General features: G+C 37.2%; 28 protein-coding genes. 18 read left to right on the top strand and 10 right to left on the bottom strand.

The window, feature by feature from the left end; translation table 11 throughout:
- Positions 1-16: 16 nt before the first annotated feature.
- The 4 genes from PR795_RS00500 to PR795_RS00485 form a co-directional block, all read right to left on the bottom strand.
- On the bottom strand, positions 17-691 hold the full coding sequence (locus PR795_RS00500; protein WP_154631321.1) for a replication protein P: 675 nt from the start codon (positions 689-691) through the stop codon (positions 17-19).
- Positions 688-1,638 (bottom strand): replication protein, encoded by a 951-nt coding sequence (locus PR795_RS00495; RefSeq protein ID WP_272516560.1) that lies wholly within the window; start codon positions 1,636-1,638, stop codon positions 688-690. The genes PR795_RS00500 and PR795_RS00495 overlap by 4 nt, the downstream gene beginning before the upstream one ends.
- Positions 1,639-1,705: 67 nt before the next feature.
- Positions 1,706-2,032: a hypothetical protein gene (locus tag PR795_RS00490; RefSeq protein ID WP_272516559.1), complete on the bottom strand. Its 327-nt coding sequence runs from the start codon at positions 2,030-2,032 to the stop codon at positions 1,706-1,708.
- A gap of 131 nt (positions 2,033-2,163) precedes the next feature.
- A complete protein-coding gene (locus tag PR795_RS00485; RefSeq protein ID WP_006658131.1) occupies positions 2,164-2,373 on the bottom strand; it encodes a helix-turn-helix transcriptional regulator in 210 nt (69 codons plus the stop codon).
- 107 nt (positions 2,374-2,480) lie between these two features.
- Between PR795_RS00485 and PR795_RS00480 the strand changes: the two genes are divergently transcribed.
- From PR795_RS00480 to PR795_RS00450, 7 genes are all read left to right on the top strand, one after another.
- Positions 2,481-3,125, top strand: a complete 645-nt coding sequence (locus PR795_RS00480) for a LexA family protein (RefSeq protein WP_006658130.1) — start codon at positions 2,481-2,483, stop codon at positions 3,123-3,125.
- Positions 3,126-3,134: 9 nt separating this feature from the next.
- Entirely contained in the window at positions 3,135-3,476 is a 342-nt protein-coding gene (locus tag PR795_RS00475) for a DUF3024 domain-containing protein (RefSeq protein WP_006658129.1), read from the top strand.
- Positions 3,477-3,836: 360 nt separating this feature from the next.
- On the top strand, positions 3,837-4,166 hold the full coding sequence (locus PR795_RS00470; protein ID WP_272516558.1) for a type II toxin-antitoxin system RelE/ParE family toxin: 330 nt from the start codon (positions 3,837-3,839) through the stop codon (positions 4,164-4,166).
- Positions 4,159-5,268 (top strand): helix-turn-helix domain-containing protein, encoded by a 1,110-nt coding sequence (locus tag PR795_RS00465; RefSeq protein WP_154631316.1) that lies wholly within the window; start codon positions 4,159-4,161, stop codon positions 5,266-5,268. Before PR795_RS00470 ends, PR795_RS00465 begins: the two co-directional genes overlap by 8 nt.
- A 73-nt stretch (positions 5,269-5,341) precedes the next feature.
- Positions 5,342-5,575 carry a putative hemolysin gene (locus PR795_RS00460; protein WP_039861649.1) on the top strand — a complete coding sequence of 78 codons (234 nt, stop codon included), beginning with the start codon at positions 5,342-5,344 and terminating at the stop codon, positions 5,573-5,575.
- Positions 5,576-5,774: 199 nt separating this feature from the next.
- The gene (locus PR795_RS00455) at positions 5,775-6,299 is read left to right on the top strand and encodes a transcriptional antitermination N peptide (RefSeq protein ID WP_272516557.1); all 525 of its coding nucleotides are present in this window, start codon (positions 5,775-5,777) and stop codon (positions 6,297-6,299) included.
- A 378-nt stretch (positions 6,300-6,677) separates the two neighbouring features.
- Positions 6,678-6,896 carry a hypothetical protein gene (locus tag PR795_RS00450; RefSeq protein WP_272516556.1) on the top strand — a complete coding sequence of 73 codons (219 nt, stop codon included), beginning with the start codon at positions 6,678-6,680 and terminating at the stop codon, positions 6,894-6,896.
- Here the strand turns inward: PR795_RS00450 and PR795_RS00445 are convergent.
- Positions 6,893-7,105 carry a hypothetical protein gene (locus PR795_RS00445; protein WP_051422624.1) on the bottom strand — a complete coding sequence of 71 codons (213 nt, stop codon included), beginning with the start codon at positions 7,103-7,105 and terminating at the stop codon, positions 6,893-6,895. The genes PR795_RS00450 and PR795_RS00445 overlap by 4 nt on opposite strands.
- 143 nt (positions 7,106-7,248) lie before the next feature.
- On the opposite strand from PR795_RS00445, the gene PR795_RS00440 reads away from it, so the two are divergent.
- From PR795_RS00440 to PR795_RS00390, 11 genes are all read left to right on the top strand, one after another.
- Entirely contained in the window at positions 7,249-7,473 is a 225-nt protein-coding gene (locus tag PR795_RS00440) for a hypothetical protein (protein ID WP_112860843.1), read from the top strand.
- Between the two features lie 107 nt (positions 7,474-7,580).
- Positions 7,581-7,763 carry a host cell division inhibitory peptide Kil gene (locus tag PR795_RS00435; protein WP_071992608.1) on the top strand — a complete coding sequence of 61 codons (183 nt, stop codon included), beginning with the start codon at positions 7,581-7,583 and terminating at the stop codon, positions 7,761-7,763.
- 127 nt (positions 7,764-7,890) lie between these two features.
- Positions 7,891-8,043 (top strand): hypothetical protein, encoded by a 153-nt coding sequence (locus tag PR795_RS00430; protein WP_154631310.1) that lies wholly within the window; start codon positions 7,891-7,893, stop codon positions 8,041-8,043.
- A complete protein-coding gene (locus PR795_RS00425; protein ID WP_036975068.1) occupies positions 8,036-8,344 on the top strand; it encodes a hypothetical protein in 309 nt (102 codons plus the stop codon). The genes PR795_RS00430 and PR795_RS00425 overlap by 8 nt, the downstream gene beginning before the upstream one ends.
- 15 nt (positions 8,345-8,359) lie before the next feature.
- Entirely contained in the window at positions 8,360-8,980 is a 621-nt protein-coding gene (locus PR795_RS00420) for an ERF family protein (protein ID WP_036975070.1), read from the top strand.
- Positions 8,981-9,490, top strand: coding sequence for a single-stranded DNA-binding protein (ssb, locus tag PR795_RS00415; protein ID WP_036975072.1), 510 nt, complete (start codon positions 8,981-8,983; stop codon positions 9,488-9,490).
- A 300-nt stretch (positions 9,491-9,790) separates the two neighbouring features.
- Entirely contained in the window at positions 9,791-9,994 is a 204-nt protein-coding gene (locus tag PR795_RS00410) for a DUF7279 family protein (protein WP_036975075.1), read from the top strand.
- Entirely contained in the window at positions 9,987-10,256 is a 270-nt protein-coding gene (locus PR795_RS00405) for a hypothetical protein (protein WP_272516555.1), read from the top strand. The genes PR795_RS00410 and PR795_RS00405 overlap by 8 nt, the downstream gene beginning before the upstream one ends.
- Complete coding sequence (locus tag PR795_RS00400) at positions 10,246-10,506, top strand: hypothetical protein (protein ID WP_112860592.1); 261 nt, start codon at positions 10,246-10,248, stop codon at positions 10,504-10,506. The genes PR795_RS00405 and PR795_RS00400 overlap by 11 nt, the downstream gene beginning before the upstream one ends.
- Positions 10,507-10,649: 143 nt before the next feature.
- Complete coding sequence (locus tag PR795_RS00395) at positions 10,650-10,871, top strand: excisionase (RefSeq protein ID WP_224050436.1); 222 nt, start codon at positions 10,650-10,652, stop codon at positions 10,869-10,871.
- Positions 10,826-12,007, top strand: coding sequence for a site-specific integrase (locus PR795_RS00390; RefSeq protein ID WP_272516554.1), 1,182 nt, complete (start codon positions 10,826-10,828; stop codon positions 12,005-12,007). The genes PR795_RS00395 and PR795_RS00390 overlap by 46 nt, the downstream gene beginning before the upstream one ends.
- Positions 12,008-12,148: 141 nt before the next feature.
- Here PR795_RS00390 and PR795_RS00385 read toward each other — a convergent pair whose 3' ends face one another.
- The 5 genes from PR795_RS00385 to PR795_RS00365 all read right to left on the bottom strand — a co-directional run bounded on the left by PR795_RS00385 (position 12,149) and on the right by PR795_RS00365 (position 17,855).
- Positions 12,149-14,104, bottom strand: coding sequence for an AAA family ATPase (locus tag PR795_RS00385; protein WP_272516553.1), 1,956 nt, complete (start codon positions 14,102-14,104; stop codon positions 12,149-12,151).
- Positions 14,091-14,591 (bottom strand): ABC-three component system middle component 5, encoded by a 501-nt coding sequence (locus PR795_RS00380; protein WP_272516552.1) that lies wholly within the window; start codon positions 14,589-14,591, stop codon positions 14,091-14,093. The genes PR795_RS00385 and PR795_RS00380 overlap by 14 nt, the downstream gene beginning before the upstream one ends.
- Positions 14,585-15,166, bottom strand: coding sequence for an ABC-three component system protein (locus tag PR795_RS00375; protein ID WP_272516551.1), 582 nt, complete (start codon positions 15,164-15,166; stop codon positions 14,585-14,587). Before PR795_RS00375 ends, PR795_RS00380 begins: the two co-directional genes overlap by 7 nt.
- 11 nt (positions 15,167-15,177) lie before the next feature.
- Entirely contained in the window at positions 15,178-15,372 is a 195-nt protein-coding gene (locus PR795_RS00370) for a hypothetical protein (protein WP_272516550.1), read from the bottom strand.
- A gap of 1,343 nt (positions 15,373-16,715) precedes the next feature.
- Positions 16,716-17,855, bottom strand: a complete 1,140-nt coding sequence (locus PR795_RS00365) for a glycerate kinase (RefSeq protein ID WP_006661249.1) — start codon at positions 17,853-17,855, stop codon at positions 16,716-16,718.
- Between the last annotated feature and the right edge of the window lie 295 nt (positions 17,856-18,150).

Genomic DNA, 18,150 nt, shown 5'->3' with positions numbered 1-18,150 from the left:
CTTATGATTCTATGTGTTACTTGAGTCCATATTTGTTTTTCCAATCGGCAATGATTGATAACGCTTTGTCACGCTTAGTGGGTATCACTAAGCTTTCAAGTTGCAAAACTGGATCAGGGATTTTCTCACCTAATTTAATACGATTAGCCATAGTCTTAAGCTCAGACGCGCAAAGTTTTATAACCTCTGAATCCGATAAGTTTCGACTTCGCATTTCTGAGTAAATTTTAGTGACCATCCAGTAACAAGCGTTCGACTGCCAATTAAATCTACGCCAACCTCGCTCAGAGCAATACTTCTTGAACATGTCGTATAGTTCAGTTTCTGTGGGCAATCCGAGCTGAGTAAAGTCTTCCTGTTTGCACCACTTGATGAATTGACCGACTGCGGGGAAAAAAGGCGAATCACTTGCCCTCGCGTGTCTCATTCCGTTTTGAAGTTGCTCGCGGGTAGTAATTCCATTTTCAGCAAAGGCGGCAACCCACTGTCGCTTAGCCGCGAGCTCGTCACTTTCATTTTTGAATATGGTATTTACTGCCGCAGGAAAGATTTGTTTCAGGTTTCGGAATAACACATCAACGAGTTGCTCAGCTTGTGGGTTTACTACTTTTTGCGGCGTACTGTCTTGAGCAATTTTAGCCAGTGCGCCTACATCACGATTAGCAATTGCAGTTGCCAAATGAGATTTCATATAAATTCATTCTCCCATGCTTCACGAGTATTCCAGCTTTGTGTTGGCTCTTGCTCTACAGCTTGTTTGTTTCGGTTTTGTTGCTGACTTTGAATGACTAAAGTCGCCCATTTTTTGCGAAGTTTTGCAGGAGATAACACGACGCTACACCAGAACGAATCGCGGTTAGCCCATTGGAATAATCGGCAAATATCTTTGTGTGAATACCCGTCTAATTGCCTCATCAAGCGAATATCATTAGCCCATGATGACCAGTTTGGCTCTTTGGATGTAGGACTGATTATCAACACTTGTGAGTAAATCCATTGAGCTGCCTTGAGGTCATCAGCATTTCCCCACTTATTACCTTTGGGGGAACAAACAACAGCATCAGCCTTCAAGGTTAAAATGTTATCCAGTGAGTGGTCAGAGGATTCGTTAGAATTCGTGGACGAAAAATTATTAATATTATTGTCTTTGGTAAGACTGTTTTTGGTGTTGGGTGATTTCGCCAAACTAGAAACCTTTTTTTGCCCAACTTTTTGGGCGATTTCGCCCAACTTTTTTTGTGGTGTTTTTGGGCGTTTTTTGGGCAGTCTTTCTAACTGCCATTGCTCAAGATTTACGTTGACACTTACCAGCTTAAATCCGCCGATTTTTCTGAGATTGATAATTTTTCTCTCAGCCAAAACCTTTAACGCATTACCGATATCAGAGTCATCTAACCCTGTCATTTCTGCTAGATAGGTGTTGGTTACCTTATCCTCTGATTTATTCCAGCCATATGTGCAATCAATCACAGCATCGAATACCTGATGCTCTCTTCCAGCCATTTTTAGCTTTGGCTTGAGCCTACTGATACTGGTAGCTAGACGCATATAGCCATTATCAAGACTAGCCACTTGCTCCCCCGATTTATCAGCCAATCGTCGCTTATTAGCAAAATCCACATGCCTAACAATACTCATAGCGACCTCCATATCGATTTGTGATGTAATTCATTTTCATATATAATCACCTTGCGAAATTAAATAATTAATACGCCTCAGTTGCTCCAACAACTGGGGCGTTTTCTCGTGTAAGCAAGCGTGAAAGCTCGCCAATTTGCTTCCACAAAAAGCGATATTCCTCTTCACTAATTTTCTTTTCGCCCGGCAAAACAAAATCAATTACCCCTGCCGCTGCTAATGTCTCGCATAGCTCAGGTATCTTTTCGGTTCTACGAGTGATAGTTGAGTCATGAACGCCTAATGATTTAGCGATAACTGTTTGAGATGTTGTTCTGATAACTTGATAAGCGGTTGCCACCAAGTGATTGGATACAAATCGGTTAAACGATTTGCGTGAATTTGCGTTTTCCATAATTTATATTCCTTCATATATAGTTAGTCCGTTACCCACGATCCTGTGGGCGTTTTTATACTTGGTAAATCTGCCGCTTTATCAGCGGCTCCGTAGCAGCAAAAAACTGCGATTGTTAAAGAGCCGTAAATCTATGATGTTTTAGGTGGGAAAACATCATCTAGAGAGCATTTTGCACCAAGTTTTTGTAGCACTTCGACAATTACTCGACAATCATTCAGACTAGGTGTTCTGATGTTTGACTCGTAGTTTGCAATTCGCGATTGCCCCCACCCGATTGATGAAGCTAAAACAGCCTGAGAAATTCCTAGTTTTTTTCGCTGTTCTGCAATGTTATTCATTATAAATATCCTCCATGTCCACTTATTACATTACACACAATATGTGATTAGGTGTCAATCACATATTGTTTGAATACTTAAATCACATTTTGTGTTAAAAGATAGACATGAAAAAAATAAATGAAATTATCGGTGAAAGACTGAAGTCTATTCGGGAATCAAGAGGCTTAAGCCAAGCGCAACTTGCAAAGCTGTGCGGATATTCAGCAGCCTCTAGAATTGGAAATTATGAACTTGGGGAAAGAAAAATAAGTGCTGATGATGCATTGGTCATCAGCGAGGCGCTTGGTGTATCACCAGCAGAGTTAATGTTTGGTACCCAAAGTGATCAAGTTATTAGTAATTACGAATACCCATTACTGACCAAAATTCAAGCAGGCGCATTTACCGAAAATAGCAACTCTTATACAGAGAAAGATGCTATTGCATGGATACCTACAGCCAAGAAAGCAAGTGAACGCGCTTTTTGGCTTGAAGTTGAAGGTCATTCAATGACAGCAGCACAAGGAGGTAAACCTAGCTTTCCTGAAGGAATGTTGATACTTATTGACCCAAAAGAGCCTGTGAATGTTGGTGATTTTTGTATCGCTAGGCTAAACGGTAACGAATTTACATTTAAAAAATTAATAAGAGAATCAGGACAAACATTCCTTGAACCTCTTAACCCGAAATTTGATTTAATCCCAATAAATGAAAACTGCGAAATCATAGGTAAAGTTATAAAGTGTCAATGGTCTGATGACACATTTTGAGGAGAAAGCATGGCATTCAATGATATTGAACTAGCAAATATTGAAAAGTGCATGGAATTTTTCTTAGAAAAACGCCGCCCAGCAGAACATCTCAGAGATGAGCTCGATTTACAGTATCGTATTGAAGATGACTCGGTCGTTATATTCGAGGTTAGACAGCTAACATGGAGTGATTCAAGAGTAGAAGAACCTGTAGCAAAAATAATACATAACAAAATCACAGGCTCTTGGTCACTACTATGGATGGATAAAGACAGTAACTGGCATCATTACGATGAAAAAATGTTAGGTAGTTTTTCAGATGCTATTAAGCTTGTAGAAGATGACTTGCAAGGTTACTTTTTTGGTTAATGGAGCTTTCAACATAAAGCAATACAGCCCAAAAAAAACACATTAAACCACTGATAATATAGTCATCTTTCAATACACAGTTTTATCTTACTGTTACTAGTTACTTTCAACAGCCATTAATCTGCGTAGATGAAAAAATTGTGGAAGTACATAAAAGACCATAAGTTAGTAATACTATATTTTATTGCTATAGTCATTATTGCTTTCTTGATTGACTTTGATGATGACGCGTTTTGGCAAATATGGTCGATGGTTTTCTGATGCATGACGCCCCTTTAGGGTGTAGTTTAATCTTAAATTTTACCCTTGCTGGGATAAAAAATTTACCAAATTGGTAAAGAATGATAGGATAATGGTGTCTTGGAAATTTTATTTGAAAATAGCAAAATTCAAAAAATTTGCGAGCAAAAAAAGGAAGCTGAAAAAAAATTAGGTCCCTTGTGTGCTCGAAAATTAAGAACAAGACTAAGTGATTTAGAATCTGCCAGTAGAGTTACTGATTTGGTTGCTGGAAGCCCTCACCCTCTAAAAGGAGATCGAGCAGGTCAGTTTGCCCTTAGTCTTCATAGTGGCTATAGACTGGTTTTTAGCCCATCCAATGACCCATGCCCAACCAAGCCGGATGGCGGTATCGATTGGGATAAAGTGACTATTGTTTGTATTGAATATATAGGGGATTATCATGACTAATCTGAGTGCAAATTTCGCGCCGGACTGGGTCTCCCCACCTGGCGAAACCATACTTGATATTTCTGAAGAGCGCGGATGGTCTCAATCCGAGCTAGCTAAACGATTGGGGTTTAGTGAGAAACATTTGAGCTTGCTGGTAAATGGGAAAGTATCCCTTACCACAGATACAGCAGAGAAATTGGAACGCGTATTAGGTGGATCTTTGGATTTCTGGTTATCCAGAGAAGCCAATTACCAAGCCCATAAATCTAGAATTGAAGCTGCTGAGAAGCATGCTTCATGGGAGCCATGGCTCGATGAAGTGCCTGTTAAGGAGCTGATGGCTTGTGGTGCTATAGAGAAATTGAGAATAATCTCTAAGCATAAATTAAAAATAGTCGAGTCATGCCTGAAGTTTTTTGGCGTGGCATCTCCTGATGAATGGCGTGATATATATGGTGGAATGCAATTGTCATTCAGGAGAAGCCGAGAAGAGCAGTGCGATGTAGGTGCTATATCGTCATGGCTAAGGCTAGGAGAACAGGTGTCTGAATCTATAAATGCGCCTAAGTTCAATAAGAGTAAATTTGAGAAATCTCTAAAAGAAATACGTGGATTAACTGTCGAAAAGGCCGAGGTTTTCGGGCCAGCCATGAAGGAGCTATTGCTTGAATCTGGCGTAATTCTCGTTTTTGTTCCAGCTATACCGAGATCACATGTCAGCGGCGTCGCTAGGTGGATAAACCCTACAAGGCCATTAATTCAACTTTCACTATATGGAAAAACGAACGATAAGTTTTGGTTCACATTCTTCCATGAGGCTGCTCATATATTACTTCACTCTGATACCAAAGAGGATAAAAAATCAATTTTCTTAGATGACCCTAACGCTACAAGATCTCAAGATAAACATGAGATAGAAGCTAACGAATGGGCAGGAAAATATTTGATACCAGAGAAGTATAATAAATATCTTCCAGACCTTAGAAACAGAGATGCCGTCACTCAGTTTTCTAAAATGATAGGAATTCACACAGGAATAGTTGTCGGAAGATTACAGCACGACGAGCATATTCCAATTAATTGGATGAATGACCTAAAGCAGAGCCTAAGATTCAAATAACCCAAATAACAAAAGCCCTCCCCGCGAGGGCTTTTTTGTATATAAAACCCACGTCACCTAAATGGATAACCATATGAAAAAAATCATGATTTTATCAGCTTTAATTTCGTTAACTGCCTGCTCTTCAGGAAAAAATGAAAATCCGCCAACACAAGTAGGAATGGCTAACCCTGCTTCAGTTTATTGTGCAAAATTAGGCGGAAAACTAGATATAGTTAACACCAACGATGGACAAGTCGGATATTGCACCCTCCCCTCTGGCGAAAAAATTGAAGAGTGGTCTTTGTACAGAAGAGATCACAAATAAACATAAGAGCCCTAAGGGACTTTTTTTATGCCTTCCCCCTACGAATGTGAATAAAATCACAAATCGTGTCTAAAAATAAAGTTTTTTTCATTTAAAATCATCACGTTAATATCTAAACCCATAGTTGAACACAATTTGTGGTTGACATTTAAATCACGATTTGTGAATATTATGAGCGTCAACGGAACACAGCTCGTTGATGTTCTTTAACAACGATGATAGTGAGCTGTGTATTAACTATCAGAATGGAGTCGCTGATAAAGCGGCAACCTTCTCAGAAGGTTTTTGTGAGAATAAGGTGTTCACTCACTCCAGAGAGTTCTGCCCAGACATGAGAAACCGCCCTGTAAAAACAGATATAATCAAGGATTTCAATCCTTATTCTCACCAAAACCAACTATTTGGAGGGCATATGGCAACTATTTATGTGAAAAAATCACGCAAACCTGAATTTTTGCGCGGATTATCTAGAAATAGACGTCACGCTAGACGAAAAGCTGAAGCTATTTCGAAAAAAAATATTGAAATGAAATTGGATTCAATATTTCCAACAAGAAAAAATGTAAAACCAATTAGCCGAGTTGAAAAAGCAATTTCAATTCGCAGTACTAAAGTTTATGACTCAGTAGATAATACCTGCTTACCCAACGCTAGTATTTACTCAGCCAAATATCGTAAATCAGGAACGTTATTAGAATCTGGCAAAGTAACGGCAAGAGCTTAAAAGCCCATTCAGTGAGTGAGCTATGGTGAGTAACTAGGAGGAAATGAAAGTATGATTTAAAGAGTTTACATCACACGGTAGACAGGTTTTAGTAAAAAAAGCGCATAACCCTGATGAGTCAAAACTATCTGTTCGTTTCTGTTGGTTTGAAGAAAACTTTCAAGTTAAATTCGGAACTTCTTTTAAGTTCAATGACGTCTGCGAAGAAAGCTTTAATAAATCCAAACCCTTAGAGATAAGTACGTCGAAGTAATCAACCAAGAAGAGACCGACAAAGTTGTGGCGGCAATCATGCCAGAAATTTAATCATTCATCGAATAGCAATACTTACTCTAGCGTCTTTACGAGGGCGCTAGGTTGAATAATAGGAGGTATAGAATGGCTGGTAAAAAAGTACAGTTACATAGAGTAAAAGTTTACGGTAAAAACTTTTATTTTCATGAGAATTCAATTTCTGGGTTCTGGGAAGATGATGAAGATAAAGAAGATATCAGATCAGCAATTATGCTAACTAGCGGTAGTGACTTAGTTTATCCCGTACCGCTATCTGAGCTACTAGAACAATTAAAAGAAATTATTGATTTTCAGCTACCTTAAAAGGTATCTAAGAACGCTTTCGATGGAGGTGGGTTTTCTTTACTCCATTGCTTCTTGGCGACTTCATAGCATTCAGGATATAGAACTTCAATCTCAGCCATTAGTTGCTCTGGTGTCTTGATTGAATTTTGTTTAGCGGCTAATGCTAGAGCCATATCAAAAGCAACCCTTTCTACAGGGTTATGTTCGGTAATAACATTTTTAGACATCAATTCAATCCTCTCTATCTCAGGGGAGGAATAAGTATATCCAATTTATTACTGGGAAGTAATAAACCTCAACTGCCTGACGTGGTTAAAAGCAGGCAATTTGATACTTATTTTACTCAAAAAAACACACATAAGGAGGCAAAATGCCACACGCTAAAGCATCAGTAGATATTAATTTGAAACTCATTCTGTCTGATGAAATGCAACCCAAAGTAAAAGGTATGGCTGAAATATCTGTACCTGAAAATGAGCCAAATATAAAAATGCTATTGGATGAGTTTGTGAAAAATCTAATCGGGAACGAAGCGGTGAAAACAGCTCTCAAAAAAGCCGCATTAGAAACACTAGTCAGAGACATTATCCATTAAAAAAGACCTACATCTTTCATATTTAACCGAATAAATATTACCAACACCAGGGTACTTTCTATCGCTATCGCAAGATAAGTGAGGGTTTCGCACATCCGGAGATAAGCATGAATATTGATAAATACAAACTTTGTTTAGCTCAATCACAAGCTGGAATTGCACGCTATCTCAAGGATGAGAATGGATGGAGCGAAGCAAATGAAACATTAAAGAAAGCATATGGAGTCAAATATGAACGCAAAGCAGAAATACATAAAACAGAAAATATTCGCCCTACTGCGAGAGTCTGACATGACTGATAAACAAATAGACGAATTAGTAGCTGATTGGAAATTTAAACAGCAATTCGAAAAGACAAATAGAATCCTACGGCAAGTTAACTCTCGTGGGTCATACGCATTCACGTAAGGATGAGATATGAAAACTTCAGAATGTGAACTAAAGCAAAGGCTGGATGCCGAGAAAAGACGCAGAGAGCGCGAAGAAGAAGCTGAATACTATCGCATGGAAAGCTTAGGTGTTCAGCAGCAATCGACCCCTATTCGATGGATGAGAGGTGAATATGGGTAAATATCTAGTTAGATGCTTTCCATCTCATCCTATAAAAGAAGTAGCGTTAAACTCAGCGATAGAGCAAATCAAATTATCTAGGCAAGGAAAGCCTCAAGATATAAACGCATCAGGGAAGCAACGCGAAGCCACAAGTGTATGGCAATCAAATCTAGCAATGTCGAAATTTTTCCCTCCTCTACCAGATCACATCGAACAGCAACGGATTGCAGAAGACCTGATGAGATATGCGCGTTATATAGCGAAAGGAATCGCTCCAGACAACTACGGCTATGGTCAAGGTAGAAATATGGGCGACTAATTTTCGGAGGTAATTATGAGTGAGGTATACAAAGCAATAAGTAATGTTGCCAAGGAACTAGCAGAAAAAGGCATTAGTAAGGAAAAACCAGAAGGTGGTGGCGTTAATTATGCGTTTAGGAGTATTGATGCGGTATATAACGCCCTAGCCCCCGTATTAGTTAAGCATGGATTGCTTATCTTAACTCGCTGTACTGAGCGCTCTGTATGTGAACGAACTAGTAAGGGCGGAGGCGTATTAAATTATGTCACTGTAAAAGCTGAGTTTGATTTTGTGTCTGTCTCAGATGGCAGCAAACACACGGTCATGACTTATGGTGAGGCGATGGATAGCGGAGACAAAGCCACAAATAAAGCAATGTCGATTGCATACAAGTACGCAGCATTTCAAGCGTTCTGTATACCGACCGAGGAAACGGCGGTTGACGCTGACTCGGAGGTACATGATGTAGCACCAAGAACACCAGAGCAAATATTAAGTGATTACACAGGCTTTTTGTATAAAGCAACTAGCGAACTAGTGATCACAAATGAATACAAAAAAGTATGGAATGAACTCAACGGAAACAGTACTCAGCAAGAAGAGTGTAAACGGTTAACAGGAATAAGAATTAACGAACTTAAAAAGGCGGCATAAATGGCAGATAGAGGAGTAAATAAGGTCATCATTATTGGTTATCTAGGTAATGACCCAATAGTTAGATATGCACCAACTGGTACTGCATTTGCTAGCTTTTCAGTTGCGACAAGTGAAATATGGAATGACCGAAATACTGGCGAACAAAGAGAACGCACTGATTGGCATAATATTTCCATACAAGGAAAGTTAGCGGAAATAGCCGGGCAATATCTAAGAAAAGGCAGTCAGGTTTACATCGAAGGAAAACTCCGAACTCGTAAATATCAAGGGAATGATGGGCAAGAAAAAAATATTACTGAAGTTTTTATAGGCATCAATGGAACAATGCAAATGCTAGGTAATAATAGCCAAGCAAGAAGCTCGGAACCACGACAGCAAACACAGCGGTCTAGTCAACACCAACAACAAGCATCACAACATATTGAACCACCGATGGATTTTGACGATGATATTCCCTTTGCCCCTATCGGACTCCCCTATCCTCGCCACGCGATTTATGTGATTTAACCAAAGGATATATTTGCAAGGATGCAATAAAAAAACCGTCAACTTAGACGGTATAATTCTAACAAGGGAATTAATCATTAAATGAAGCTTAAACCTAGCCCCAACAACCAAAGTACACGAATAAAAACAAATAGATACTATTATTTTGAAAGTTTGCAAAAAAAAACCGACGCATGGGAGCATCGGCAAGGACTATAAAAATAATTAGAAAGTTCTAATTAACTATAGACTATAAATTTAAAAGGCTGATGAAACGTTTTAATCCTAGCGATTAAACAAATGCAATGAAGAGGAATGAATATGATTGAGAAGCCGATTTATTATATATCAGCGGAAAGAACAACCATTAAAAAGAATCACTTCTTACTTTGCATCGTTGCAGTTTCTGGTGATGGTTGCGAACTTTTAGCTGAAAAGAAGTTTGTTGTAAAACCGACAAGGCGGCAAATACGGAAGGTAACTAAATTTGTAATAAATCACATTAAAAGGTGGAGTGATGGATAAATCAAGGCTGCAATTTGAAGAATGGTTTAAAAAAGAGTATCCGTTAATTGAGTCTCAATCAGAAAATACTTTACTTCAGTCCGTAAAACGTCAATGCCACAAAGCATGGCAAGCATCACGCCAGAAATTACAGATTGAATTACCAACTAAAGAACCTAACCCATCACAAGATAATAGCTACGCCTTTGGATATAACAGGGCTATCACAGAATTAATTAAATTATTAAATAGACAGGGAGTGAAAATAAAAAATGAAAGTTAGCGATGAATTATTAGAAATAGTGGCAAAAATTGAACTTGAACTAAAAAATAGTAAATCATCTAAGATTAATATTGAGATAATGAAGCATGAAGCTCAAATTCTAATTTATCACTTTAAGGGGCTAAGTAGAAATAATCCAATTGGCTACATGTCAGTAACCGGAGTTGAAAATATACACGATTGTGGCTGTTCTACTGTGTATGAAGAATCAGACGATAAACGAAACATTCCTGTATACATCCAATATTAAATAACCATGCCAATAATCGGATATATATTACTGCTTGTAATACGAGGTTCTACTGTAAAATAGCAAGAATGTGAGAGCCGTAATGAGGCATCTAAGAGATAATCAATAATTAAATCCATCTATAGCAAAATATGGAGACTATTATGCATACAAACCTTTCTGTTGAGTGCTTACCAATATCTAAATACTGCGAATTGTTTGGTGAGAGCACTGATGCAATCAATAAACGAGTTCAAAGGCGCTTCTGGCAAGAGGGAGTGCAGATATTAAAGGTCGATGGTTCAAAAGAGCGTTGGATTGATATAAAGGAAGTCAACAAATGGGTCAGAAAAAACAAACAGGATACCTACTACCAAGAGGCGTAACCATCCGTCAAAATAAAACCAAAAATACGTTGGTTATTACATTCACTTATAAAGGGGTTCTGTGTAGGGACCCCCTATCCCGGCTAACCGTAGATAATAAAAATATTAAATACGCAGAAAGGCTACTTGCTGAAATTCAAAATAATATTGAAAAAGGTACATTTAATTACCACAAGTATTTCCCTAACTCTAAAAAATCAAATTTCTTCGGGGATAATAATCGTGAAAAAAGAGTTATTGATTATTTGGAGGAGTATCTTGTGATTTGTGAAACTAGAAATCTGTCACCATCGACTATCAAAGGCTATGAAAAGTGTAAAAATGCCTTATCAGATTTACACCAATTTCATGTTTCATCACTTACTCCTGCTATTCTTAAAAATTGGATACAGAAGCAAACGACAGTATTAAAAACTATCCGTAATCAACTCTCTTTCTTACGTAGCTCGCTAGATGAAGCCATTACTGATGGGATTATATCAATTAATCCTGTCAGCCTTGTATCGGCATCAAGATATCAATCAAAAAATAGCAGTGCCGAAAGTAACTATATTGTCGACCCTTTATCCCCACAAGAAGTATCAGCCCTACTCGCTGCAACAAAGTACGAGCAATGGAAAAACTTATTTCAGTTTGCCATTAATACTGGATTAAGAAGCTCCGAATTATGTGCATTAAGATGGAGAGATATAGATTTCATAGAAAATACTGCACATGTGCAATCCGCCAGCGTGGTAGGTGTTATTAAGAAAACAAAAACTAAAGCTGGTACCAGAAAGGTTGAATTAAATAGTGAGGCCATGAACGCCCTGAATGGGCAAAAGCAATTCACATTTATGAAAGACGGTGTAATTTTCGAGGACCCGAAAACAAATAAAGCTTGGGCAGGTGCTGATGCAATCAGAAAGAAAGCATGGGTGCCAACGCTGAAAAAAGCGGGTATTCGATATCGTAATCCTTATCAAACAAGACATACCTTTGCTACGAGGCATATCAGCCAAGGGGCTAATCTGTTTTGGCTAGCAGGACAAATGGGACATAAAGGACCTGAGATGCTGTTTAGGCACTATGGGGGATATCTTAAGGAGTATGATGGGAGTGTAGTAAATAAAATTTCAGATTTATTTTCAAACTGATATCTGAAAAATATATATCATAGCCTATACAACATTAATTATAAGATAAGATAAGATAAGATAAGATAAGATAAATTTTATTTAGATATGTGACATATATAAGGCGCATATATTCTTATGCGCCAAAATATTTAAATATAATTAAGCTGAATCTGTATCTAATAAATTTGGCTCAATGCCAACTAAACTTAACTCTAATGACCTGGCCTCTGGATTATAATATCGACCAACGGTTAAATTAGTGTCTTCATATTCAGGATTTATCTCTGATGTTGCAAAGATTAATTGAAAATCATGCTGATAATTTGCTGTTTCCTCAACAATTATTTTTTGCAAATTATGGCTTCGACCTTTCTCCATACCACCATCATCTATTCCATCAAGCATCATAAATCTAGGGAGGCGCATATACTCTTTATTCATGGATGCACTAAGTAAAGCTAAGTGAAAAACGTGACGTAAGATAACAGCAGAGCTCTCAGAGAAATTTTTAGAACCATTAACAGAGACTGAATTATCTTCAAAACTAAACTTAACTTGTTTAGCATCAATAAACTCAGCCTGTAAAGGCAAATCTAACCTCAGAAGTCTAATAGTATTAGACTCAATTAATTTTGCCACATCTAATTTTAAACTATCTTCTTTTAGTTCCAAGGATTCAATATAGCTTATTAACCTTTCTTTTTCAGATTCGAGATCACTCCTACTTTTCTCTAATTCTAAAATAACTGTATTTAGTTTCTGATGCTCATAAGCCTGATCTATAGCTGCCTCCACTGCTCCTAACTCTCTTGATATTTTTTCAACTTCAATCTCGTATGCTGTTTGCCAATTTTGTGATATAGATGAATACTCATCTTCGAGTCTTTTTACATCTTTCCTTAATCGTGGTGATTCTTTTTTGTGCTTTTTGAGCTCATCATTTTTATGATCCAAAATATATTTAGACTCATTTAATTGCACTTGGATTTCGTTACGCATTCTTAATAACTGCGGTGCATTTTCACCTTCAATTAATTCGGCTTTACATAAATTACAACAATTTGTATTTTCGACAGATTTAATTTCACTCAAGCAACCAGGACAAAACTGAAATTGTATGTCATTAAAATATTCCCTAGTTTTAGCTGACTCATTAAGATTCTGTAATCTAGCTTCAAGCTCAGTAATAAACATTTCAATATCAGCTATTACGAAAGAAAGTTTATCTATTTCATCTCGATTTTTCAGTTCTAAAGATTTAGCTTTGTTCAGAGACTGTCTAATAGCTCTAGTCTTCGCCTTATCGTCTGGTAAATCCGTATTAGTTTCGGTGCGCTCTAATCTTATGTCGTCAAGACTTTTCAGTAATTCACTTTTTTTTGTATTGAGCGCTTCAATACGTTCATTAATAAAGTGAATATTTTCAGATTGACCTGAGCGACCAAGTATTTTAAAAATACTTTTTAATTCACTGATACTTTTGCTAAGGTCTATCTCAACTTGTCGAAGCCTAACCTGTGAAGAATATAGACTATCATCATAAATTCCGCATAAGTAATCTCCAACGGTCTTTCTTGTCAATGCTTTATCAAAGCTATCCTCACGAAAAATCGGGCTATGCAATGATGGCTGATCAGCATAAAGTACTCTTAAGATTTGATGCATAGTTAAAATTGATGCTCCATCACCTTGTGCTAATGGCATATCTAACGCATCAAATATAACTTGCGAAAAACTTAAAACTTTCTCCGAGCGCTTAAAAGGATGACGCATCCATTCATTTGGAGCTGATTTAAGCGCTGCTTCAATAGTTCCAGAATAAAAACTAATAGGTTTCTGAATTTCAGGCGGGCTTAACTCTCTTTTTAAGCATACAGGCAAGCCATTAAGATAAACTTCAGTGAGGGTTTCAGTACAGATTTTAGCTTCAGGCTTCCAAGGGAGATTCTCAGCCCCCAAAGAGTAAGCTAATAAATCCATTATTGTTGTTTTTCCTGAGCTATTGCGACCTCTTATTACGTTAACACCTTTGTGAAACTTACAACCAAATGCTTGGTGACCATGTTGAAAAACACGAATTTCACTCACCCAAAATGTTGGACTAAGAAAAGTCATATCTATACTCCATTAATTGAGTCCGGTCCTTTAACCCATCTTTACCTGTCAAATCAAACTGAGAAAGTTCATTAATTATAAAATCGCTTATATCAGCCTTATCATTGAGAAAACTTTGCATGGTGATTAATAAATCATTAGGAATCTCTGTAGTAGTTCTTGTTATAACTCCATATTCTAACTTAGATAAATCTATCAGACCTGTTGCAGCAAGACATTTCAAAGCTGACATTTGTATTTGATGCATATCTCTAAAGGTAGAAAGTGAGTTAATAGGATCCCTATACTCATTTTTATATTTTCTGGCCAAAGATTTCGCTCCACTTTGTGTGGGTGGCATTCTTATATTGGCTATCATAGCTGGAAAAATCATATAAAAATCAAGTATTCTTACTTTATCAACTTCTGCAGTATTTAGATGATTAATCAATGCAATCATTCGGAAAAGACAATGGTATGCGTCAAACGCAGGATGATAAATTAACATTTATCCCACCTTATATGACAATTCCCCCCCAGAAAAAATAATAAACCCAACAAATCTGTTGGTGTTAATTCTAGAGGATTTTCCCCTAGAGTTTCATATAGGGTTTCAATTATTTCTGTAATTTTTGAATCGACAGTAATACGATCACTGTCATTATGAATTAATGGGTTAACTTTCATTAGAAAATCAAAATATATTCTATCAAGAAGAATTACGAATATTCTCTGAGCTGATTTGGATGTTTGCTTTTTCATAATAGCCATAGTTGCTTGCTGCTTAAACATCTTTGCGGCAAACAACAAATCTTCTCTATTACTATCAGTAAGCTTAGCGTCTAACCCCCTTACATCCGTTTCATTTTGAGCAGTGAAATAATGATTAAGCTTTTCATTGAATTGAGCGCTACGCTCACCAAAATCATCATTTCTCAAGCGCTCGTAGAGCTCAAGTAACTCTCTATTAACCTTAGAGTTACCATAGATATGGTTATGCTGGTCACCTGCAACAATGCTACCATTATCAACACGATTCCCAGTTTGTTGTGTATGTATCTGTGCTCGAGGAGTTGTAAACACCGACTAACCTCTCAACGACTGGAGTTATTTTGGTCACGTCCAACAATATTACCATTAGTAACATTATTTTTAGTTTGGCTAACATTATAGTTAGCATCATTGCTTTTAAGCTCTATAGATGTTTTTCTAGAGATAAAAGCGATTCGCAATGTCCAACCGGCACCTAAACCAACGATAAAACTTACTATGTGAGTAACCCAGTCCATTTACAAGTCCTTATAATAGAAGCGAAGTTACTTAACATCATAGTTATTATAAATAATATGTACAACTGCTATGCTTTTGAATATAGACATGCGTAACATCTATATCATACCATTGCATTATAGCTGTATAAAAATACAGTGTATTGTTTTTCTTAGCAAGCTTTTAATTTCAATAAGGCATCACAAAAATAACAAACGCTCCCCTAAAACTCTTAGATAAAAACATCAAAAGTTAGATAACCTGCTGAAATAAAAAACTCTATACCAGAACTACACTATGACCTCCATGTGCACACCTAGTGCACATGATTGATGATTACTAGAAATACTCTTTTATAATCAATCAATTAAAAAATTACGGACTCGGGTTCAACTCCCGCTAGCACAAGTTTCAGATCGTTTTCTTTCTATCATGTCGAAATTGTGCCGCAGGAATGTACCGCATGACGACATTAAAGCTCTCCCACCACCTCTACTATCGAACCAATACATGATAGTTTCGTAAAATCATCCCGACCATTAGCAATAGCCAATATAATCACTGGCAAGCCCTATATTCAGGAACCACGGAAACGGTCAAGGAATAAGCAGTAACTCAGGTTATTAGTCAACGCATGGCGGCAGCGTGAAATAGATGATTTTCATCTGAATATTGATAAGAGAATTGATGAACTCAGACGGGGGCTTTCAAACTATTTCACCTCAATCATTAATAGGATTACCAATAGCTTGCAACTACTCCATAAATATCAATTCAGCTCCTTAACCGGAGTTGAATTCAAAGTAAACATCAATAACTATTAATTTCTTAATTAAAGGACGTTATATACCTAATCCCCAAAATTCTCAGTAGATCTTGAATCAATTGATATTTTAAACCTTTTGCTTCTATTATTTTTTTCATGTTTGATACAAATTTCTTTGCATTTAACATATATAAAGCAACAAGAAATAGAGTTATAGCTACGTTGGATATCTTCGATTAACAGTTGGTAATAAACCGATAGACTACTTTTAGTCTAATACTTATGAAATCGAGATTGAAGATATTACAGGCTTCACAGCGGAGTAACATTATATTTTTAGAAAACCTTATAACAGATGTCCATGATATCAACCTGTATCGCCGCTACACCTGTTACATCATAAAAATATGTATCTGAACGAAAATTAGGGCAATCTCAAAAGCACTTGGTTAGACTCGTGTTAACCCTATACACTTTCTAACTACCCTGAATCAAAACAGGTTTTCACAACACTAAAACGGATTTTATCTATTTTATAGTAAATGTTATTAATTTTATCGAACACTCAACATCCAAAAAAAACAAAAATAAAATTAATTACAATAACTTACCTAACTGTAAAACTTTTGCAATATTATATGCCGCTTGTTGCACATTCTCTGCCCCCTGCTTTAGCGCCTCATCTAACGGGCTTAATCTTGGCAAAATACTGAAAAAAGCATCGATACCTTCTTGGTGTAGTGCTTCAACGCCTTTACCTAAAACGCCGCTTAGTGCAATAACAGGGACATTGTGTTTGGCCGCAACCTTGGCTATTCCTAAAGGCGCTTTTCCCCCTGCCGTTTGACCATCCATGCTACCTTCCCCCACAATAACCAAATCGGTATCAAGGATTTCTTGCTCTAACTTCACTGCATCAATAACGATATCAATGCCGGGTTTAAGCTTAGCATTCATAAATGCAGCGGCAGCAACAGATATCCCACCAGCAGCTCCTCCGCCAGATAAATACCTAAAATCATGCCCTTTAATTTGTTGGATAACCTCAGCAAAACGATTTAAACCTTTTTCCAATTCCAATACCATTGAAGCAGTTGCCCCTTTTTGTGGCCCGAATATCATTGCAGCACCCCGCTCTCCAACCAGAGGATTATCTACATCACAAGCCACTTCGATCGTACAGTGTTGCAATTGAGGAGACAGACTTGACGTATCAATCGTTGCGATATGATTTAAAACTTCACCGCCCAAACCAAGTTTATTTTGTTGATTATCATAAAAAACAACACCTAGGGCTTGAAGCATACCGACACCACCATCAACGGTTGCGCTACCGCCAATCCCTAATATGATTTTTTTCACCCCTTTTTCAAGCGCATCTTGAATTAGCTGACCTGTTCCGTAACTCGTCGTCAGCATTGGATTACGTTGTTCTGGGCTAACTAACATCAATCCGCTGGCCTGTGCCATTTCAATGACGGCAGTTTTACCATCATCTAATAAACCATAGTAAGCGCTTACCATATCCCCCAATGGATCCTTAACGACAAGTGATACTCGCTCACCACCTGCGGCAGCAATTAATGCATCAACCGTTCCTTCACCACCATCAGCAATCGGTAAACAAAGATATTGGGCATCAGGGAATACACTTTTAAATCCTTTAGTTATGGCATTTGCGGCACATTCTGCACTCATACTTTCCTTGAAAGAATCAGGGGCTATGATAATTTTCATATATGGCTACCTATAGAACGGTTAAGTAATCAGTTAAATAATATTGTTAATTTCGAAAAATATTATCGGTTATCAAAATACACATCCATTTTTATAAATGTGCGCATATTACTGATAAATAGATTAGCTTATTAAATTGAGAGAATTATATTCAGCACCGCTTTCTAAAAAACGTTTTAGCACTGAGTATAGCCATTAACTTCTATTCGTCATTGTATCAAAAAAAAACAATTGATAAAGATTTAATTGGAAAAATTTTCCAATTATTTTTTCATAATGAAATCAATGAACTGCA

Source organism: Providencia sp. PROV209 (assembly GCF_028479485.1).
Taxonomy (GTDB): Bacteria; Pseudomonadota; Gammaproteobacteria; order Enterobacterales; family Enterobacteriaceae; genus Providencia; species Providencia alcalifaciens.
The sequence above is the reverse complement of the archived record's forward strand: the minus strand, read 5'-3'. Positions and strand labels throughout refer to the sequence as shown.

Coding starts and splice junctions, on each gene's coding strand:
- PR795_RS00390 (WP_272516554.1), top strand. CDS start 10,826: ATGGGTCAGAAAAAACAAACAGGATACCTACTACCAAGAGGCGTAACC.
- PR795_RS00440 (WP_112860843.1), top strand. CDS start 7,249: ATGCCACACGCTAAAGCATCAGTAGATATTAATTTGAAACTCATTCTG.
- PR795_RS00450 (WP_272516556.1), top strand. CDS start 6,678: ATGGCTGGTAAAAAAGTACAGTTACATAGAGTAAAAGTTTACGGTAAA.
- PR795_RS00425 (WP_036975068.1), top strand. CDS start 8,036: ATGGGTAAATATCTAGTTAGATGCTTTCCATCTCATCCTATAAAAGAA.
- PR795_RS00445 (WP_051422624.1), bottom strand. CDS start 7,105: ATGTCTAAAAATGTTATTACCGAACATAACCCTGTAGAAAGGGTTGCT.
- PR795_RS00460 (WP_039861649.1), top strand. CDS start 5,342: ATGAAAAAAATCATGATTTTATCAGCTTTAATTTCGTTAACTGCCTGC.
- PR795_RS00395 (WP_224050436.1), top strand. CDS start 10,650: ATGCATACAAACCTTTCTGTTGAGTGCTTACCAATATCTAAATACTGC.
- PR795_RS00465 (WP_154631316.1), top strand. CDS start 4,159: ATGACTAATCTGAGTGCAAATTTCGCGCCGGACTGGGTCTCCCCACCT.
- PR795_RS00500 (WP_154631321.1), bottom strand. CDS start 691: ATGAAATCTCATTTGGCAACTGCAATTGCTAATCGTGATGTAGGCGCA.
- PR795_RS00380 (WP_272516552.1), bottom strand. CDS start 14,591: ATGTTAATTTATCATCCTGCGTTTGACGCATACCATTGTCTTTTCCGA.
- PR795_RS00495 (WP_272516560.1), bottom strand. CDS start 1,638: ATGAGTATTGTTAGGCATGTGGATTTTGCTAATAAGCGACGATTGGCT.
- PR795_RS00455 (WP_272516557.1), top strand. CDS start 5,775: ATGTTCTTTAACAACGATGATAGTGAGCTGTGTATTAACTATCAGAAT.
- PR795_RS00370 (WP_272516550.1), bottom strand. CDS start 15,372: ATGGACTGGGTTACTCACATAGTAAGTTTTATCGTTGGTTTAGGTGCC.
- PR795_RS00475 (WP_006658129.1), top strand. CDS start 3,135: ATGGCATTCAATGATATTGAACTAGCAAATATTGAAAAGTGCATGGAA.
- PR795_RS00420 (WP_036975070.1), top strand. CDS start 8,360: ATGAGTGAGGTATACAAAGCAATAAGTAATGTTGCCAAGGAACTAGCA.
- PR795_RS00400 (WP_112860592.1), top strand. CDS start 10,246: ATGAAAGTTAGCGATGAATTATTAGAAATAGTGGCAAAAATTGAACTT.
- PR795_RS00365 (WP_006661249.1), bottom strand. CDS start 17,855: ATGAAAATTATCATAGCCCCTGATTCTTTCAAGGAAAGTATGAGTGCA.
- PR795_RS00490 (WP_272516559.1), bottom strand. CDS start 2,032: ATGGAAAACGCAAATTCACGCAAATCGTTTAACCGATTTGTATCCAAT.
- PR795_RS00485 (WP_006658131.1), bottom strand. CDS start 2,373: ATGAATAACATTGCAGAACAGCGAAAAAAACTAGGAATTTCTCAGGCT.
- PR795_RS00480 (WP_006658130.1), top strand. CDS start 2,481: ATGAAAAAAATAAATGAAATTATCGGTGAAAGACTGAAGTCTATTCGG.
- ssb (WP_036975072.1), top strand. CDS start 8,981: ATGGCAGATAGAGGAGTAAATAAGGTCATCATTATTGGTTATCTAGGT.
- PR795_RS00405 (WP_272516555.1), top strand. CDS start 9,987: ATGGATAAATCAAGGCTGCAATTTGAAGAATGGTTTAAAAAAGAGTAT.
- PR795_RS00410 (WP_036975075.1), top strand. CDS start 9,791: ATGATTGAGAAGCCGATTTATTATATATCAGCGGAAAGAACAACCATT.
- PR795_RS00435 (WP_071992608.1), top strand. CDS start 7,581: ATGAATATTGATAAATACAAACTTTGTTTAGCTCAATCACAAGCTGGA.
- PR795_RS00430 (WP_154631310.1), top strand. CDS start 7,891: ATGAAAACTTCAGAATGTGAACTAAAGCAAAGGCTGGATGCCGAGAAA.
- PR795_RS00385 (WP_272516553.1), bottom strand. CDS start 14,104: ATGACTTTTCTTAGTCCAACATTTTGGGTGAGTGAAATTCGTGTTTTT.